Below are 18,848 nucleotides of genomic sequence, written 5' to 3'. Positions count from 1 at the left end.
AGCCCCTGTTCGAATTGGCCAATGCAAAGGTATTGCGGGTAACTCGTATCCTCCTGCTAAGGCGCGTTCGGTCCGACATTTGCTGAAGTAAGCGGCTGTCGAACAATTGGCGCAGTTGAATATTCATCCGCTCCGACATCCTTCGTCGCACGCACTTGCCCATCCATATCTTCCGTCACATATGCATACGAGCCTACTGCAGCATCGATAGCCGGGCTGGTCGAAGATAATTTTTGCAAGCCGTTGGAGGTTGTAAATAGCGGATTGATGTTCCTGATCTCAGCCGAGGTTCTGGAAGCATTATTCAGCGTCGTTCCATATCCAATATTGCCTTCAAATACGGTGTTTGAGGTTTTCGCTTCATTGTACAGCGTCCCTGTTGAACTTTTGGCAATGTTATTCGCTATCACACTGTCCACTGGAGCATAGGTAAAGCTTAAGCCTACAGCCAAGCTGCTGCCTGTACTGTTCACTACCGTGTTATTCGTAACCTGAGCGCGATAAACTCTCCAATGCGCAGTCAAGTTCGCACTCGTATAATTAGTGCCTGCGGAACCAGCGTCGAAATCGCCGCCGTCAATATTGATCGCAGCGCTGGTCAAATTTTCAAAATAATTATTGTATATCTTATGGTCATTGCCATAAATCCGAAACCCGCCAACCGATGCTTTAGCCCCGTCTCCGAAGAAGAAGTTGCCGTAAAAGCTATCGTTATGTCCATGTCGTGCCGTCACCTGCGCACTATTGTTGCGGAATGTATTATAACGAACGGTATTGTTCTTGCTTTTAACCGAAACGACCTCTGCATCACTGTCACAATTGACGAACAAATTATACTGAATCGTATTGAATCCATCCGACATCGACAATCCGGATAAGCCGACGCGGATCGTTTCGCCTCCATTCGATGTTTGGGGATCAGCATCATGGAAATAATTGTATTCAATTAACGTATTCTGTTCTACCTGACCACCCGTGCCATCAATCGAAATCATTTGACCCAAATCATGTCTCGGACCGAATTCATTATGATCGATCCAGTTGTTGCTGCTTCCCGTTCCGTTGAGTACAATCCATTTCGTCGCAGCTGTATTCGTTGCTAAAGCTAGTTGGTTGCGAGTAATCCGAATATGATCGGAGCTCGATAGAGCGACCGCAGTGCCTTGATTGGTGAACTTCAAGCCCTGGATCGTTACATATGACGAGTTGCTGAGCGTAAAGCCCCCGCTGCCCGAAATAATCGCCTGGCTTTGATTCGCCGACCGGATAAGAATCTGACTGCTCGCCGTTCCGTTCTTGCTTGATATGCTGAAAGGACCATTGTATGTGCCATTCGCAAGCACAATCGTCGTGCCTGCAGTCGCATTATTAATAGCTGTTGTTAATTGTGCAGCTGTGGATACATTTACGGTCGTTCCGCTGCTGGATACGTCGCCATAAATCTCCGCCTCGGTGTAGCTGTTCCATGTATTGCTGGAATTTCCATGTCCCACAATCCTCACATAACGAGCAGGATCGACATCCGTGAAGTTAAACGTCTGCAGCGCATCGCTTAAAGTGCTTGTAACATTGGATTGTACCGTAGAAAAATTCGTATTATCCGTAGACGTTTGAATATCGAATGTGGACGTTCTCGTACTGCCGTTATAAAAGGCAATTTTGATATAAGAGACTTTTCTACTGCTGCCCAGATCGTACTTAATCCATTGCCCATCGCCGTTCGCTGACCAGCGGGTATTCAAATCCCCGTCAACCGTGTTACCCGGTACATTCCCGTCATCCGAGCTTGCGCTAACAGCAGAAGCGTTTAATTTGGCATCCGCCGCAAAGCCTAAGCTTGGAAACAGCATCAATGTCAAACAAATACATAGCATGAGACCGACAATTTGCTTGTGATTAAAATTAAACATCATTACACCATCCTCAATAATTAATTAAAAAGCACCCTATCCAGTCACAGGCACCCGACTATCTTCGTTTACTCAACCCCCTTCTGCCTAATTTCATGGCGCTTCAAGCATGGAAAAAGAACTTATGTATGCGATTACATTTTGCTTCTGTATTCTTTTTCCAATTTTCACTTTACAACCCCGTCATTCAGATTGGAATGAATTTATTTATGATTGAATTGTGTTTTTTTACCATTTTTATAATTGAAAAGGAAAAGGAGCCTTTAGAATTTCATCTAAGGCTCGCTTCGTATTGGGTAATTATACTAAACTGTTAATTACAGTGGCATTTATTTTCTTGCATTGAAACGATCGAAAGCGGTCTGATAAATCTTATTGGCTTCGTCAATCCCCATGCTCTTCAACCTTTTTTGAAACTCATCAATTTTGCTTATTGGATCGGCTCCCATAAGTATCCTCAGTACCGTTTCCTGTTTATAAGTATTGATATCGCTCATAAGCGACCCTAATTGGGAGCTCTCGTCTGTCGTTAAGCTAATCGATAATGTCGTATTCAGGGAAGTATCCGCACTGGCAAATGTTTTGATAGACTCCTGTTGTTCCGGAAACGGCAAGGAAATTTGGCTCCAAGGTTCGTATTCCATTACTTTTGTATGCCCAAAGACAGGTGTCGCGTAGCGATAAATCGCTTGCTGAGGAGATTTGCCATCCTTGCTTTTCATTATGTCATCTGTGAAAAACTTCTTGCCATCCTTCACCTCATAGCTTTTTCCTTCGATTCCCCAATTCAGGAGCGCCTGGCCTTCATCCGAGTACATATAATCTATCAGTCTAATGATTTCTTTTGGGTATTTAGAAGATTTGGTAATGATAGCCGAAAGACCGACCTTTTGGATCGTTTGTGAAGAATAATTATACGATTTTCCACCTGGACCTATCGGTGGTTTTACTCCGATTAATGAGAAGCTTGGATTCTTAGCTCTCGCCAAAGTAGTCGTATTTCCGATGATTGAACCTAACGAACCGAAAGTGGTGCCAACCAATTCGTTCTGCAGTTTCGTCGTCAAGCCTTTAGAGTCCGTCGAGGCGAATTCTGAATCAATGAGTCCTTCTTTATACCAACTGGCCATTGTTGTCAGATAATCTTTATACTGTGGCTGCAACGGCCCATACATCAGCTTTCCGCTGGCAGGGTCCTTGTAAAATCCGTCTAATATTCCCCATGCTGCGGTGAATTCGGACATACCGCTTCCGATCCCTCCAAGCGCGGTTCCGCTAGGGGTTTTGGCGATACTGTAAGGAATCTCATCCGCCTTGCCATTGCCGTTGGGATCTTTTTCTTTAAAAGCCTTTAATACTGTATGCCATTCGTCAATCGTTGTGGGTGGCTTCAAGCCCAGCTTATCCAACCAATCCTTGCGGGTAATCAGGCCGTTATAGCTCGTTCTCAGAGGATCGGGATCCAATTGAAAAAATGCAGGATACGTGCCATCATCAAGTGTAACGAATTTCTTTACATCCGGATGTTTGACAAGCGCTTTTTTGTAATTAATCGCATACTTGTCCATGTAATCGTTTAGCTTAATCGCGACCCCATCGTTAATAAGGCCGGTTAAACCGCGTGGAACACTGGACCAATCCCAGAAAATGACATCCGGATAATCGCCTGAAGCCAGCATGACGTTCAAGGCATCGGGGGTATTAGGCGGATGCACGAATTCAATATGGATCCCCGTTCGCTTTTCCAGCTCTTTAAACACTTCCATTTCTCCCATGCTCTTCAATTCGGTTTCCACATAATTTCGTTGATACCATTTTATCGTAATCGGTTTTTGCGTTATGGGCATCGATAGTGATTCGGTACCGTTCGTATCCGATGCCGCCGATGGATTGCTTGTGGACTTGTCGCTAGCGCAACCGACCAAAACACTGCCGAACAGGACACATGCCAATAGTGAGTGCGTGGATTTTCTTTTTAACATATAACATATACCCCCTGAGAAATTAATTTTTCTTCTAATAAAGATGGATGGCTTAGCCTTTGATCGCACCGATCATAACGCCTTTGGCGAAATATTTTTGCAGAAACGGATATACAAGCAGCACAGGAATCGTAGCTACCATTATCGTCGCATACTTGATGACCTCGCTCATGTCTTGACCTTTCTGATTAACTCCAAGCGTAACCATCATGTCATCCGTGTTATTGGTGACCAGAATATTTCGTAGTACAAGCTGCAGAGGAAATAACTCCGACTTGTTCAAATAGATGGAAGCGTTGAACCAAGCATTCCAATGCCCTACACCGTAGTATAGAATCATGACCGAAATAACAGGCATGGACAAAGGGATAATAATCCGGAATAAAATGACCCAATCACCTGCACCATCAAGCTTTGCGGATTCCTCTAGGCTCTCGGGGATTGATTGAAAATAAGTTCTCATAATAATCAAATTCATCGTACTGATCAACCCCGGCAAAACCATGGCGCCCATCGTATTTAAAAGTCCCACACCCTTTATCATCAGATAGGTCGGGATCAGGCCTCCGCTAAAAAACATCGTAAACACGATAAACATCATGATGTAATTTCGCAGCAAGACACCTTTCCGGGAAAGAGCATAAGCCATTAAAGCCGTCACGACGATATTTAGCGTAGTTCCGACAACAACGTAAATCAAAGTGTTTTTGTAACCGGATAAGATTAACGGATTGTTTAACACAAGCTTGTAGGCTTCCCATTGAATGCCGCGCGGAAACAGCAGCAGACCGCTATGGGCCGCAAGCTCCGAAGGGCTGCTGATGGAAGCAAACGCTACGTATAAAAATGGATATAATGTCGCAATCGTGAGTAGGCAGAGGATTATGACGTTTCCCACATCAAAGGTAACTTCACTTAAATTTCTTTTCATATGTTTCATCTCCTGAAAGTTTCGCTTTAGCGAAACTAGCATCGTAAGCATATACCGAGTTTTGCGCAGCAAGACTTGCATCGTAAGAACCGCTTACCATAAGCTGGAGTCCGAAAATTTCCGGCTTAATTTATTGGCCATAATCAGTAAGATAAAGTTAATGAGCGAGTTGAACAAACCGATCGCTGCACTATAGCTATAGTTGGCATCGACAATTCCTTTTCTATAAACAAAGGAAGAAATAACGTCCGCCGTCTCATAGGTCGATGGGTTGTACAGCAGGATGACCTTCTCGAATCCCACATCCATCATGTGGCCGATTCTCAGGATGAGCAATATGATGATGGTCGGCATAATTCCCGGCAGCGTCACGTTCAATGTCTGCCTCCACCGGCCTGCACCGTCCATTTTTGCTGCATCATACAACTCCTGATCGATGCCTGACAATGCAGCCAAATAGATGATGGAGCCCCAGCCAATCTCCTGCCAAATGCTGGAGCTGACGAAAATCGAACGGAACAGTTCCGATTCCATGAGCAGATTTCCCCTGCTGCCGCCAAACCAAACGATGATATCATTGAACAAGCCATTTTTGGAAGAAAAATCAATGATCAAACCGCTTATTACCATTACGGAGACAAAGTGCGGCAAATACGTTAATGTTTGCACCGTTCGTTTAAACCAATGCTTCCTTAATTCATTTAATAACAAAGCTAACAGGATCGGTGCTGGGAACCCGAATACCAGCGAATACAAATTAATTAACAGGGTATTTTTGATGATTCGTATAAAATAATAGCTGTTAAAAAAATCTTGAAAATGTTTAAATCCTACCCAATGACTGCCCCAAACGCCTGCTGCTGGGGTAAACTGTTTAAAAGCGATCGTAGCTCCATACATAGGAATATAATGAAAAATGAGATAATATAAAATACCTGGAAGCATCATTAGGTAAATATATTTGTTCTTTATCATATCCTTGTAGAGAATGTGAATGATTCTGGACAGCACGTGCTGCTGACTTAAAGCATCCTTGCCTGCTTCATTGCGGATTAAACTCATACCCTCGCTCCTCCATTTCCTGATTTATTGGTGCTTGACGCTTATCATAGAGGAGCAGTAGCAGCAGGTAAAGAATCAATACTTCAAATCGTTGATTATATTTGCGAAAAACGATTATATAAATTTCATTATCATTTCTTATGGTGGTTATGAATTCTTTTCCCTGTATTCACCAGGTGTCATTCCGACGTATTTTTTAAAATTTCGAATCAATACCACATTGTTTGAATAGCCTACTCTCGCTGCTACCTCTTGAAGTGATATCGATTGTTCAATTAAAATCTTTTTAGCGGCATCCACTCTTAGCTTGTTTACATAATTCAAAAAATTTTCTCCTACCTGTTCTTTGAAAAATCCAGATAAATAACTGGGGCTCAATTTAATAATACTGGCTACCTTTGTCAAGCTGATATCGGGATCCATATAATATTCCTGGATATAAGCGATGATACGATCCTCCAACTGATGGCTGTGCCTTTTTTTATCCTCATGGATATGTTCGCAGATTTGCTCGTATATCCACAAAAGCGTTCCCTGCATTTCCTGTATGGTACGGCTGGAAATAAGCAATTCGTAAGGCTGTGGGCCTTTGTCAAAAATATTTTCGTACTCCGTAACCGAAGAATTCAGCACCTTAATGGACGTCCCCATCATATCAAAGAACAGACAGCGGGCCATTTCCAGAGGCAATTGACTAGATACAAAATTCATTTCATATACATCATTCATGATTTCACGAACTTTTTTTATATCGCCATGTTTGATGCTGCTGATGAGGAGCTCCTCTGTCTGTATCGGATATATATAAGTTTGCGGTTTGTGCTTGGCTTTAATTTCATCAAAGGTTATGACACTGCTATACCCTCTAATGATTTGATACTCCATTGCACGGAATGCTTCCTGATAAGATCGATAGACCCCCTCCAGCTTTTCATGAACACCCCCGATACTAATCGTAATCGTATTGTTAAATTTAACTCCAATAAACTCTAAGGCTTTAGCAGCTGCATCTTGTAAATTTATTCGAACCGTAACGTTATCATGGGCTAAGTTGATCAACAACCCTACCCGATCGATATCCAAATCTACGACATACGATTGTCCCAATTCCCTGCCCAAATGCTCCAGCACATTACTAATTACAAATTTAGATAAGTTTCGTTCCTTAAGCTTACTTTCGTGATATTGATCGACATGAACTAAAAAGACGCAGAAATAGGGAGCATTAAATTCAATCCCGATGTCTTCAAGAGAATTTTCCTCGGCTGTGATGTTGCCTTTCATCAAGGTTAAGAGCATATTGGAACGTAAAACAGGCATCTGTCTCTGCATGGCTTGTAAGAAATACTCTTTCTCCTTAAAAGCCGTATCGGCAGCCCATTCTATTACTTTAAGCTCATTAGCTGCATCGGCTGGAGCCGCTTCCATCTTTGCCTGGAAACTATCAGCCAATTTTTTGATCGGATCGTACTTTCCTTTGGCAAGGATAAAGGCAAGGATAATCCCGACTGTGATTAAACCAAACGTTACAAGAATGACTAAATCCGTAATTCGTTTTAAATCATTTTTTATGAATTCAACGGATGTAATCGATACATATTGCCTTTCACGGTAGGAGGAACGAATACTGGAAACAAGAAACTGTTGATTCTTCACTTGTATACCCGAACTTTGCTGATGGATCAGTTGTTCCTTAGGCACGGAAGATAACAAGGTCTGGTCCCCTAACCCAAGCAATTTATTACCGGAATGATCCAATACATAAAGATTGCCAAACGCCGACGGTCCGTCTGAAAGAAGCTCTTCTACCTTCTTTGCATCAATGGTTACCACGATGGTTGCTACCGGTTGTTTGATCGACCCTTGATATACGGATTGGAGCAGACAAATGACGCTGCTTGGGGCTGAGGCATCGCTAAGTGTGAGTTGAGCCGCTCTATATTCAAAGTTGTGAACTTGATTGATCGAATATTTCCAGTCTTCCGACCCCCAGTCCACATACCGATATACATATTTATTAAAATCATCCACAGTCGATTTTGCAGATTCGGTTACAACTGAACCCGAATTCGGAAAATATATATAAACGCCGTCAATAAAGCTGTTGGTTTTCTTATATCTGGCTAAACTTTCAATCAGCTTGCTCATATTGTATTTATCCACAGCATCCATATTCTCCGTTACATTAATAAATCGTTGAACTTGAGTATCCAAAGAAAGGTTCATTGTCATTTCCTCAATACTTTGAAGCCGGTCATCTAAAACCCTTTGGGATTGTTTTAATAAAGAGAGATTATAGATTTCTGTTTCTTTATTTATCAGATTGGAATATTGCACGTAACTAAATGTTTCAATTAATAACGGGATAATGAGCATAAGCAAATAGGAAAACAAAATACTCGAATACATCGTACGGCGATAAAACCATTTACTTAATATGTCCATAACTATCTTCCTCGCTGTGCTGATTTACTTAACTAAACCTTAAAGACCAACCCCTGATTCTGGGATTGGTCTTACGTATAGCTTTGTAGGTTATAACGATCGTGAATACGACTTAATTAAATTAAGATACAACCCGAATTTCATAGCTTGCGTCTTTCACTGTCGCAAACTCGGTTTCTCCGGATGACCGCTTGCTTACTGCAACCGGCTGTCCGTCATGAGTAATCTCAATCGGCAGCGGTGTTTGGACGGTACAGATGCCTCCTGCAAGAGAACGGATATTTGCAAGCTCCAGATGATTATGCTGCCAACGGATCGAAACCTCGTATCCTCCCCGTGCGCAAAGTCCTTTTACATGCCCGTCAGTCCATGAGGTTGGCAGCGCTGGAAGAAGCCGAAGGACTCCTTCATGAGATTGAAGCAGCATTTCCGCAATACCGGCAGTTGCCCCCATGTTTCCGTCTATTTGGAAAATAAGCGGTGGATGAAGATCAAGCATATTATCAGCAGTACTTACTCGCAGCAGTTTCGTGATCATCTCGTTGGCCCGGTCACCTTCCCCAAACCGCGCCCACAAGCTTATAATCCAAGCCAGGCTCCAGCCAGTTCCGCCACCGCCGTATTCCAAACGGCGCTCTAATGCAACTCTTGCCGCGCTTGACCATCTTTCCTCGCGCAGAAGCTGGTGATCCGGGTAAATCCCGAAAAGATGGGAAAGGTGGCGATGGCCCGGATCGACCTCCTCATAATCCTCGTCCCATTCTTGCAGCTGTCCGTATTGCCCAATCTTCGGTTCGGGCAATAGACCGCAGGCATCCTTCCATTGACTTCGCAGGTCTTCATCTGTCTGTAAAATGCTGCTGGCTTCGATACACCGTTCAAAAAGCCCTTTGGCAATCTGGATATCCATGGCCGGGTCCATACAAATCCGCCCCATCTGCCCATTCGGAAGCCGGTATGAGTTTTCGGGAGATAAGGTAGGTCCGAGGTGGCGATTCCCTTGTTCATCCTCGATCATAAAGTCCAAAATAAAAATAGCCGCTTCCTTCATTAACGGATATGCACGTGCGGTCAAAAATTCCTTGTCCAGACTAAAGGCATAATGCTCCCATAAATGATAGCACAACCATGCGGCCCCCATCTGCCACAAGCCGGCCCGGGCGAAATCGGTTGGCGCCGTATCTCCCCAAAGGTCTGTATTGTGATGACACATAAAACCTCGTGCATTGTACTGTACCCGTGCCGTTTCACGGCCGTTAGGAAGCATCGCATCCAAATGATCGAACAACGGAAAATGCAGCTCCGACAGGTTACATATTTCAGCCGGCCAGTAATTCATCTGGATGTTAATGTTAATCGTATATTTAGAATCCCATGAAGGGACATAACTATCGTTCCAAATCCCTTGCAGATTAGCTGGAATTGTCCCCGGTCGGCTGCTGCTGATCAGCAGATAGCGACCATAATGAAAATACAGCGTCACTAACCCGAGATCTTCCTCACCGTTTTTGACCTGGGCGAGACGTTCATCTGTCGCAAGGCTATTCAGATTGTTACTCTCGTTGTTGGAAAGCGACAGCTCCATCCTGTCAAACCATTGACGATGCTCTGCGATATGCCGTTCCCGTAAACGACTGAATGATATGCCGCAGGCATTCTGCAGTTCCTCCACGCAGCGTTCCCGATATGCTTTATGCCGGAAATCAGTAGACACCGCCAGAACTAAAGTGACGGCATCGGCACCTTCCATATAAATGTGGTCTCCGAGTGTCCTGCTGCTTCCTCCCTCAAGAACCGCTTTCAACTTTACGTGAAATCGTGTTCCCCATACCCCGCACTGGCCGTCCAAACAGACGGTATCCGAACCTTCGGTTTCGGTAAGAGCATCAAATTTGCGGAATAAATTAACACCACACTGGATTTGATTCGGCTGATCCGCTGTCAAACGCACGACCAACACCTGATCCGCCGCGCTGGAAAACACCTCTCTGGTATAAACGACATCACGGATACGATAACTTACTTTGGCAATGCCAGTTTCCAAGTCCAGTTCCCGGTAATAGTCAGACACTTCACTCTCCTTATGTCCCGTGAAAAACAAATTGAGCTCACCCAACGTTTGATAAGGCGGCTGGCGTCGCGAAACGCCCATCATTCCCATATCCGCCAAATCATGTGCTTCCTCAATCTGCCCCTCTGTCAGAAGACGCCGAATTTCACCAGCTGTTTGATAAGAATCTGAATTGTTACGGTTTTTCGGTCCTCTCGTCCAAACGGTATCCTCATTAAGTTGAATCACTTCTCGATTGATTTCACCATGAACCATAGCCCCGATCCGCCCATTGCCAAGCGGTAGTGCTTGAAGCCAGCGTTTGGCTGGTTTGCGGTAATACAGCTTCGTTTCCTGCTTTTGTAGGTTTGACTGCATAATAGTTCTCCCTCAATATTCATATCAATTCGTATCGTTTTCATGCACTGATCCTTTAACTTAAATGGGAAATCATATCAGTACCATTACGATGACTCTTTCAACTACACATAAGTCTATTATAAGTAGAAGGAAATCGAAGATAAATGACCAATACTGCTCTGTATTTGCACAAAAATAAGATATTTTTATTCAACGAACCCACAAAAACTTTTATTGACACTTTCAATTCTTAATGATAGGATTTTACTTCTGTCACTCTAAATGAAGTCGAATTATATGCAAGGCTTAAGCAGCCGATTCGACATACTTGGTAACATTGTCGCCTACCGGCTCGCTGTTGCTGTTCAGTATGTTTGGGTAGTTTCTCGCCGGACTCATTATTCCCATCCCTCTGAAAAAGACGATTCTTATTCAATTTCTGAATGAAGAATCGTCTTTTGGGTCTATCTATAGGCTCTGTATACTAGGTATGATTTGTAATTCCCTTATACCTCATAATAAAATACTTTGGCACAATGAGGCTCCAAGCTGTTAAGTTTCATCGTATTGGCGAAGTACCCGACTTCCTCATCCGTCCAAAAATCGTAAAGCCGATAGCTTCCATCCAGGCTGATCTCGATATCTTTAGGCTGATCGCCAAAATTGAAGACACAAATGAGAGAACGATCCTCCAATTTTATTCGTCCAATCGTATAAGTATCATCGTCAAATTGGGCAGCTTTACCGGTTGGAGGCAATAGCTTCTTCAATACCTGAATATTTTTTTCAGACAGAGCTGGAATTAAGTCCCCGCTTAGGATCATCCCTCCGGATGCCAGGACAAAGGCTTTATGAAATTCGAACTCTTGATCTGAAATATCCGATTTCTTCTCAATGACTTCACCACTGATAGTCTGGTTATACAACGTTACTCTTTCGAGGACTATGACATCCGGGTCGTTATACCACAAGGTGTCGTTTTGCCAGTTACGGGGAAACAGCTCCTTCGCATTGCCACTGACATGTTTCCAGTCCCTTGCAATATCATTGGTCACCCGGTTCCCGTGGACTAATCCAAGTAGCGGCCAGAAAGGAGCATTGCACCCAAGAATAAAGCTGTCGTGGCCGACTTCATCGATAATCGCCTTCATGCCACTGCGAAATGCTTCGATTCTTGTTGCTTGTTTGTCGTAACGGCATCCTGGCAAGGCACCGTATTGCAGAAAATCCAGCTTAAAATACCGCCAGCCCCATTCATCATGCATAACCCTGACAGCTGATCTCAAATAGTTTTGGGCTTCAGGATGCGTTCCGTCCAGCATATACCATTGCTTTTCAGGCAGCTTCTTTTTCTGACCGATTCCATTGAACGGTTTGCCTTCCTGATCTTGAACCATCCAATCCGGATGCTCAAGCATCAGCTTCGATCCCGGTTCTACAATAAAAGGAGATATATAGCCGGCAGCTTCGATCCCGGTTGCCCGGATACCTTCACTAATCGTTTTGACGTCTGCTCCAAGCGTGACACTCGGAATTAAAAAGTCGCCGTCGGCTGCTGCATAGCCTCCATCAATTTGAATCCGTTTCAGTTCAGGTATTCGCCCAACCATACCTCGTGCATTCTCGTAAAGTCCCTCTGCAGTTATTGGACGAAGACAATAATAGGAACACCATCCCGTAGGGATCTCAGGATAAAGCATACGAGGGTGGTTCCGATTGAGGCATTCAGCCAATTCTTGAAAGAGCAGATCGCGATTCGCTCCAGAAGTAAACATGAATTGTTCCAATTCCCATGACTGGCCAGGCCCCAGCTCTAAATCTTCTGTATCCATAATCACTTCTATATAGGAATCTCTGAATCGAAACTCGCCGGAAAAGCGATTGCATGAAGTAAAGGCCATCAGCAGGTGCCCTTCATGTTGGGGAGACAATGCCAATAGATTGTATACCGTCCATAAGTTCTCATGAAACGGAGTTTCGGGAACTCGGAAGAAGTCCCGATCTTTTCCGTAAGCCCCGATCACATAGGGGGAAGAAAGCGTCCCTCCGTATTGAGTTAGCATTTGGAAGCCCTCACCGTAAAATGGAGTATCGGGGGCGAGCGGCATATCCCCAGAAAATAGTACAACCTCTCTAATCCGCAGTGAATGATCGGACTGATTGACAACTTTAGCGCTTAAAAGATTATTCACCCATGCTTTCTCTACAGTGACATCACGGTCAGCAGCTGTTGTGCAGTCGGAAAGTCGGACACTGGATTTGTTTTTTTTCATATCGTCCAAATTTAGCATATTGAGCCTCTTTCATTCCATTGATTTCACAACCTTCGAATATAGCCTTCAGTCTGATCTACAAAGTTAAGCATATACCTCTCCCAGTGCCTCTTCCACGGAAAGCATTTTGCCCATTCTCGACGATACGGCTGCAGCATGCACCAAACTTTGTGACTTCAAATAATCTCTTCCGTTTGGTCTTGGCTCACGCTTCTCTTTCAAAGCAGCGAGAAATTCATCGATCGACAACGTGTTTCCGACCCCGTCGAAGGTGTACACTTCATCGGCCTTTCCTTCCTTCATCAGCTGCACTCGGTTGCTCGTTATCACAATCGCGCCTTCCGCGCCTTCGAAACGCCAATCTCCATACCATTCGGTCAGTTTTCCTTTGGCCATCATGTTGCCGTGATAATCCACGACCGTCCCGCCGTCAAGCTCCATCCAAGCGCTAAGGTGGATCGTCGTCGTCTCCGTCCAGCTTCCGGGCGGATTGCTGTTCATGGCGAACACTTTCACTGCTTCCTGACCGGTAAAATAACGGATCATATCGAAATGATGAATCGTGACATCTTCCAGCAGTCCGTTGGCCAGCTGACCGAAATAAGGAACGGGTACGACATGATAGCGGTCGAATTCGATGTGTACCGATGACAAATGTCCGATGACGCCGCTGTCTAAAAGCTCCTTCGCCTTCAGCACCGGGGCGAAGAATCGGTAGTTCTCGGAAATCATGAACGGGATGTTTTTCAACTCGGCCTGGCCGACAATATATTGTGCATCCATAATATCGTTCGAAATCGGCTTCTCGCAGAGTACAGGCAGGCCATGCGCGAACGCGATCTCGTTAATAACTGTGTGAATGTGAGGAGGCGTAACATTAATGACGAAATCGGGGCGCTCGCTGATGATCGCATCCTCCAAAGACGAATAGAACGGGGTTTCCGGATCGATCGTTTCCCGCAGCTGAACGTTTGCTTCAACAACGCATACCGCCTGCACGCCCGCATGATGTCTTAATCTCTTGTACCAGCCTGAACCGAAATTTCCTAAACCGACCAGAACCGCCTTCATAGTGCTCATCCTCTCTTCGCTTCTTTATATTTGATTTTTGTTTCGGGACTGTCCGGCATGGCACCAAACGACGACAATAGGATCTTCCACGCTTGAAGTAAGATGATGATCCTCTCCTGGCTCAATAATGACGACATCTCCCGTCTTTACTGGGTAAAAGTGCTCTTTATTGATTTCAACCACGCCCTTGCCTTGCATAATCAGGAAAGCTTCGCAATCCTCATGCACATGATAGTCGATGCCTCCCGGACCGTCGTTTGTATGAGCGCGTGCGCCCGGCCTCTCGAAGGCAAGTCCGCCGTAAGAGATGTAATCCCCCGGCATAATATCTTTCAATATATGTCCTTCTGTAACGTCGGCTAGTTGGTTTAAACGAAATTGTTTCACCGAATATCACTCCTAATGGTTATTTAATGGATTTATTGAATCGATCACGCTGCTGCCGTTTCACATCTTCAGGGTGATATTGCAACGGTATAAGTAGTTCCTTTATCTGTATCAAATTCCAGCAACGAAGCCTTCGAGACCATCTGCACATGATCTCCTTGATGTACAACAAGTTCACGTTCGCCCCAAGGGTTTCTCAGCCGGCATTTGCCGCCTAGTGTGGACTCGATTTTCACGAACTCGATAACTCCTTTGCAGATTTCGGATGTTACCTTAAAGCCGCCATGGCACCAAAGGGAAAATTCAGCGTTCCAATCTTTCGGGCATGCCGGGAAAACGTTGATAACCGACTCTTTGCCGGGTCCAGCCGGCTGGCTCTGACAGAGCGCATATTGCAGACCATTAGCCGAATTGCCGATCCTCTGCGCACTGATGGCATTGACTCCTTCCCGAACGGTCAATCGGTTATCGTAAAATTTGACTCTGCCGGTATCTGCATAATAGCAGTATTCTCTGTCCGCATTGATGCATTCCAGCTGTGCCAAAACTGCTTGTTTAAACTCCTCTGCAAGCCCCATTCCCGCCAACATCGAGGCAACAGATGACATTTCTGTCGCAGCCTTACCCCAATCCTCTCCCAAGAGAGCCTCCTGGTATTTTAAAGTCGATTTGCCGGTCTCAAACCATTCCGGATTGTCATACGCCGTTTCCAAGGAACAAAGGTTCAAATACCGCATGGGATCCGTAGCAATGTCGCTTCTATTATCGAGTACGTCACCTATTGCACCCACCCATACAGCAGGCTCATCATCTTTCGTCTTGAAAACAGCCTCCGGGTGATCGCTCTTAGGAAGGGGGGCCAGATTACTATAAAACTCTTCCCATACCGGCCTCATCTCTGGATCCATATCTAACACTTCGGCAGCTTTCAGCATAACAGGCATAATGCCGTGCAATGCTGCTGTGCTCTGGATTGTATCCTTGCCGCCGATATATTTTTCTCCACTGATCGTGTTGTACATATGATATTTGCCGTCATCGTCTTTTCGTAGATGGGGATAATTCCGCATGAACTCGACGGCCCCTTTGATCATCGGATACGCTCTGTCTCTTAGCCAGGCCAAGTCCTTTGTATACTCGTAATAGTTCCAATAGTGATAAGCGATGCCGGCAATATTAGCGAACATATGAGATGTTGAGCCGAAGGGGCCCCAGCTTTTATCCGTATAAACCAAGTTGCCGTCGACCCATGATTCATGACCCTTCCAATTCCATCTGCTTTCATGCGGATGCTTATTATGCGCGTATTGTTTAAACCGTTCAGATCTTTCCTCCCAAGGCTTCCGTAGCAAATAGAGTTCTCTCATCTCTGTAGCGATATCTTCCGGTAGTTCATCCACACCGTTAAACCATACCGTTTCAGGGATGTAGATGCCCTTGCTCCCCCATTGCTGTTCGGCCGCTATTGCGCAGGAATCGTACATGCCGGTATACATGCTGAAATACGGCTGCATGAGCTCATAATGGCCCGTTGCGAGGACAGCGTTATAGTAAAGTCTCAGGTTGCTCCACCACTGCATCGCTCCCCAATGCCTGAAATCCCCGCGAGGACTGAGGAGCATGCCGCCAAAATTGGGAGGATACTGGCCACCCCTGGAATTCGAAGCCATAAGATACACATAATACGTATAATGCTTTTCGAGAAACTCCGCCGTCCCATCTTCGCTGCTTAAGCGAATGTACGACTTGTGCCAAAACTCGTTCCACCATTCCTTATGCTCAGTCAGCATACTCTCATAGCCCGCATTTCTGGCAGATTCAATTTGACTTATAGCCTGATCTGCAATATCTACATTCTCGTCAAAAGTCGCCGCGCTGGCGATAAATATGTCAAAGCTTCCCGATCCGGGTTTAACACATAGACGCATCTCCGTTTCATTGGGCTGCCCCAGCACTTTACTTACCCTGAAATCACCTACGGGTGACCTGCCGCCGAACTCATCGTTCATCCGGATGACTCCGTCACGACCTTTTATCCCAATGGCAACGGCCGAAGCGCAATAATAATCTCCCTCCCTGAATTCCTGCTTTAAGATCATCATATCCTTATGCATACTTAGCTTGGAGATGGCCGAATGGCTTTTTGTCACAACTTCCGCCGGCCTGAGCATCTTCAGTTTGATGTTGATCCCCTGCGGGTTTTCCCTTTCGTCGTGCACGCTTACGGCAAACACATCGCTATGGTCATAGGCAAATGCTTCAAGATTCACTTCACTTCCCCCGATAGCTGCCAATGCGTCATAAAGGCTTAGATGCTGCCGGATCGTACCGTCTTCAAAAACATCCTCACCGTAATCAACAAAATCAATATCTACAAATCCGCATGCATAACCATAATCCAAATGCCGTTGATTAAAACTGTTCGTGGAACGGTCATTAGCATAGACATCGACACGATTCACTTGGAATTTAACGGCGGATGGCGAAGTCCATACAAGAGTACCCATTCTTCCGTTCCCGATTGGCAGACCCCCTTCGCTTCTTTTAACGGTATGTTCGTAGTGCAGGTCCCCCCGCGAAACAAGCTCTCGATAATTCATTATGAAGTCACTCTCCCTATTAGAGGTAGTTCAAAAAGTCCCCATTTGATCACGAAGTCTTACAAGAAGCATATTCGGCATCGAATCTTGCATTCAGGCTTGAAGTCCGGTGCTCATTTAGAAACTACCTAAAGCATATGCTTCCGAAGCAGCTTTCCTACGGAAAGCTTGTAACTCCGCTCCTCCTTCTTCACCTTCTTGCAACCTTCTCGGTGCTGAAATGGCGACTTTTTGAACTTGCAATATTATTACTTTTTAAATTTCTTATACAATTCCGTATATTCCTTAATCACGTCGTTTCCTCCAGCTTGCTTCCATCTGTCAAGATCCTTATTGTAACCAGCCTCGTCGATCACTCCCATAATGAACTTGATTTTGGCGTCATCAATAATTTTTTTGTTCGTAGATAACTTTTTCTTGCTTTCGTCGCTGAGAATGATGCCATCCGTTACGTTTGGAACTCCGTACTGCTTGATTTCCTTCATTGCATCTTCCGCTTCTTTGGCCAATGGTGCGCCGTTATTAATGAATTGCAAGCGGGAAGCTAAATGAACGACCGGCACCACTTCTTTGTTGTATTTGGGATCGTCTAAAATCTTCGGAATACCGTTTTCCTCTTTGTAATGAACCCCTTCAACTCCCATCATGACGTTTTTGACCAGCTTATCATCAGCCATCTTATCGAAGAAGCTTAGGACTTGCTTCAGATCAGCTTCCGTCTTGACGCTTGATTTAGGAAACATATACATGCCTAAGAAGCCACTGCTTTTCTGAACCCGTTTTTGTCCTGTTGTCGATACGAGCGCCGGGATAATGTGTACGTCAGCACCAGGAAGGGTTTTACCGAGGTATGAGAAAGATTCGCCGCGATAATTTTCAGCGATATTCCCTCTTATGCCGATTTTCCCTTGATTCCAATCGTCCGATACTTTTTGTCCGGGTACCGTTGCGAAGTCCTGGTTCAAAATCTTTTCATCGTACAGCTTCTTCATGAATTTCAAATAATCCATATATTCTTTCGTGCTGAAATCGGGAACGACTTCGTTATTAATGTACCCCCAGTTATTCGGTGCACCGAACAAAAGAGGGAAGGTATAGGTTCCCAAATCTTTGTTTTCCGTAATTCCCCAGGTGTTCTGTTTCCCATCTTTGTCCGGATCGTTATACGTAAACGCTTTTAAAACCTTATAATAGTCATCGACAGTTTTCGGTGCTTCCTTGATTCCTACATTATTCAACCAATCCTGCCGGAAAAAAAGTACAATTCTTTCCGCGTACCGCCCTCTGTAAATCCCGTATATTTTTCCGTTGATTCTGGTATTGTTCAAAGTATCCTTGTCTAATTTGCTCAAATTGGGGTAGTCCTTCAGGTAGGGCTCGACATCCCAAAAGAATCCGTTTTGTGCGGCATTTACGATGACGGTATCCTGGGTGTTTACGACCAGGAGAGCCTGCGGCAAATCACCGGAAGCCATCGTTACATTCAATTTGTCCGTGTAATTGGAATTAAGAACCCAAGTTATATTCAATTTCGTATTCGTTACCTCTTCGATATGACGTACAACGGGATTATCTGCTGTTGGCGGTTCCGCGCTTTCGTATTGACTCATCATCGTCATTTTAAATGGCGCTGTTCCTGATGGTTCCGATTTCCCCACTGTAGTCTGATCGTTACTGCCGCTGCAACCGACCAGGGCGGAGGTGAACAACGTCGAAAGTGTAGCTGCAGTTACAAATTTTTTGAACATTTGACTTCTCATAAGTATCAAACCCTCCA

General features: G+C 44.7%; 11 protein-coding genes. All 11 read right to left on the bottom strand.

Annotated elements, in window-relative coordinates; all coding sequences use genetic code 11:
- Positions 1 to 56: 56 nt before the first annotated feature.
- Positions 57 to 1,910, bottom strand: a complete 1,854-nt coding sequence (locus BK127_RS25675; RefSeq protein WP_076234381.1) for a chondroitinase-B domain-containing protein — start codon at positions 1,908 to 1,910, stop codon at positions 57 to 59.
- Between the two features lie 329 nt (positions 1,911 to 2,239).
- On the bottom strand, positions 2,240 to 3,892 hold the full coding sequence (locus BK127_RS25670) for an extracellular solute-binding protein (protein ID WP_076234380.1): 1,653 nt from the start codon (positions 3,890 to 3,892) through the stop codon (positions 2,240 to 2,242).
- Positions 3,893 to 3,944: 52 nt separating this feature from the next.
- Entirely contained in the window at positions 3,945 to 4,823 is an 879-nt protein-coding gene (locus BK127_RS25665; protein ID WP_218639038.1) for a carbohydrate ABC transporter permease, read from the bottom strand.
- A gap of 93 nt (positions 4,824 to 4,916) precedes the next feature.
- Positions 4,917 to 5,798 carry an ABC transporter permease gene (locus BK127_RS25660; RefSeq protein WP_256711452.1) on the bottom strand — a complete coding sequence of 294 codons (882 nt, stop codon included), beginning with the start codon at positions 5,796 to 5,798 and terminating at the stop codon, positions 4,917 to 4,919.
- A gap of 234 nt (positions 5,799 to 6,032) precedes the next feature.
- Positions 6,033 to 8,330 (bottom strand): helix-turn-helix domain-containing protein, encoded by a 2,298-nt coding sequence (locus BK127_RS25655; protein ID WP_076234378.1) that lies wholly within the window; start codon positions 8,328 to 8,330, stop codon positions 6,033 to 6,035.
- Positions 8,331 to 8,451: 121 nt separating this feature from the next.
- Positions 8,452 to 10,758: a glycoside hydrolase family 95 protein gene (locus BK127_RS25650; protein WP_076234377.1), complete on the bottom strand. Its 2,307-nt coding sequence runs from the start codon at positions 10,756 to 10,758 to the stop codon at positions 8,452 to 8,454.
- A gap of 488 nt (positions 10,759 to 11,246) precedes the next feature.
- A complete protein-coding gene (locus BK127_RS25645; protein ID WP_179097597.1) occupies positions 11,247 to 13,013 on the bottom strand; it encodes a glycoside hydrolase family 36 protein in 1,767 nt (588 codons plus the stop codon).
- Between the two features lie 84 nt (positions 13,014 to 13,097).
- Entirely contained in the window at positions 13,098 to 14,093 is a 996-nt protein-coding gene (locus BK127_RS25640) for a Gfo/Idh/MocA family protein (protein ID WP_083689578.1), read from the bottom strand.
- Positions 14,094 to 14,108: 15 nt separating this feature from the next.
- Entirely contained in the window at positions 14,109 to 14,471 is a 363-nt protein-coding gene (locus tag BK127_RS25635; RefSeq protein WP_076234374.1) for a cupin domain-containing protein, read from the bottom strand.
- A gap of 68 nt (positions 14,472 to 14,539) precedes the next feature.
- Complete coding sequence (locus tag BK127_RS25630; protein ID WP_076234373.1) at positions 14,540 to 17,071, bottom strand: glycosyl hydrolase family 95 catalytic domain-containing protein; 2,532 nt, start codon at positions 17,069 to 17,071, stop codon at positions 14,540 to 14,542.
- A gap of 248 nt (positions 17,072 to 17,319) precedes the next feature.
- The gene (locus BK127_RS25625) at positions 17,320 to 18,831 is read right to left on the bottom strand and encodes an extracellular solute-binding protein (protein ID WP_076234372.1); all 1,512 of its coding nucleotides are present in this window, start codon (positions 18,829 to 18,831) and stop codon (positions 17,320 to 17,322) included.
- Positions 18,832 to 18,848 lie beyond the last annotated feature (17 nt).

It is taken from the genome of Paenibacillus sp. FSL H7-0331 (assembly GCF_001956045.1).
This window is presented reverse-complemented; position numbering and strand designations above follow the sequence as displayed.

Excerpts from the sequence above, each read along its gene's own strand:
- BK127_RS25675 (WP_076234381.1), bottom strand. The coding sequence starts at position 1,910 with ATGTTTAATTTTAATCACAAGCAAATTGTCGGTCTCATGCTATGTATT.
- BK127_RS25670 (WP_076234380.1), bottom strand. The coding sequence starts at position 3,892 with ATGTTAAAAAGAAAATCCACGCACTCACTATTGGCATGTGTCCTGTTC.
- BK127_RS25665 (WP_218639038.1), bottom strand. The coding sequence starts at position 4,823 with ATGAAAAGAAATTTAAGTGAAGTTACCTTTGATGTGGGAAACGTCATA.
- BK127_RS25660 (WP_256711452.1), bottom strand. The coding sequence starts at position 5,798 with ATGATAAAGAACAAATATATTTACCTAATGATGCTTCCAGGTATTTTA.
- BK127_RS25655 (WP_076234378.1), bottom strand. The coding sequence starts at position 8,330 with ATGGACATATTAAGTAAATGGTTTTATCGCCGTACGATGTATTCGAGT.
- BK127_RS25650 (WP_076234377.1), bottom strand. The coding sequence starts at position 10,758 with ATGCAGTCAAACCTACAAAAGCAGGAAACGAAGCTGTATTACCGCAAA.
- BK127_RS25645 (WP_179097597.1), bottom strand. The coding sequence starts at position 13,013 with ATGAAAAAAAACAAATCCAGTGTCCGACTTTCCGACTGCACAACAGCT.
- BK127_RS25640 (WP_083689578.1), bottom strand. The coding sequence starts at position 14,093 with ATGAGCACTATGAAGGCGGTTCTGGTCGGTTTAGGAAATTTCGGTTCA.
- BK127_RS25630 (WP_076234373.1), bottom strand. The coding sequence starts at position 17,071 with ATGAATTATCGAGAGCTTGTTTCGCGGGGGGACCTGCACTACGAACAT.
- BK127_RS25625 (WP_076234372.1), bottom strand. The coding sequence starts at position 18,831 with ATGAGAAGTCAAATGTTCAAAAAATTTGTAACTGCAGCTACACTTTCG.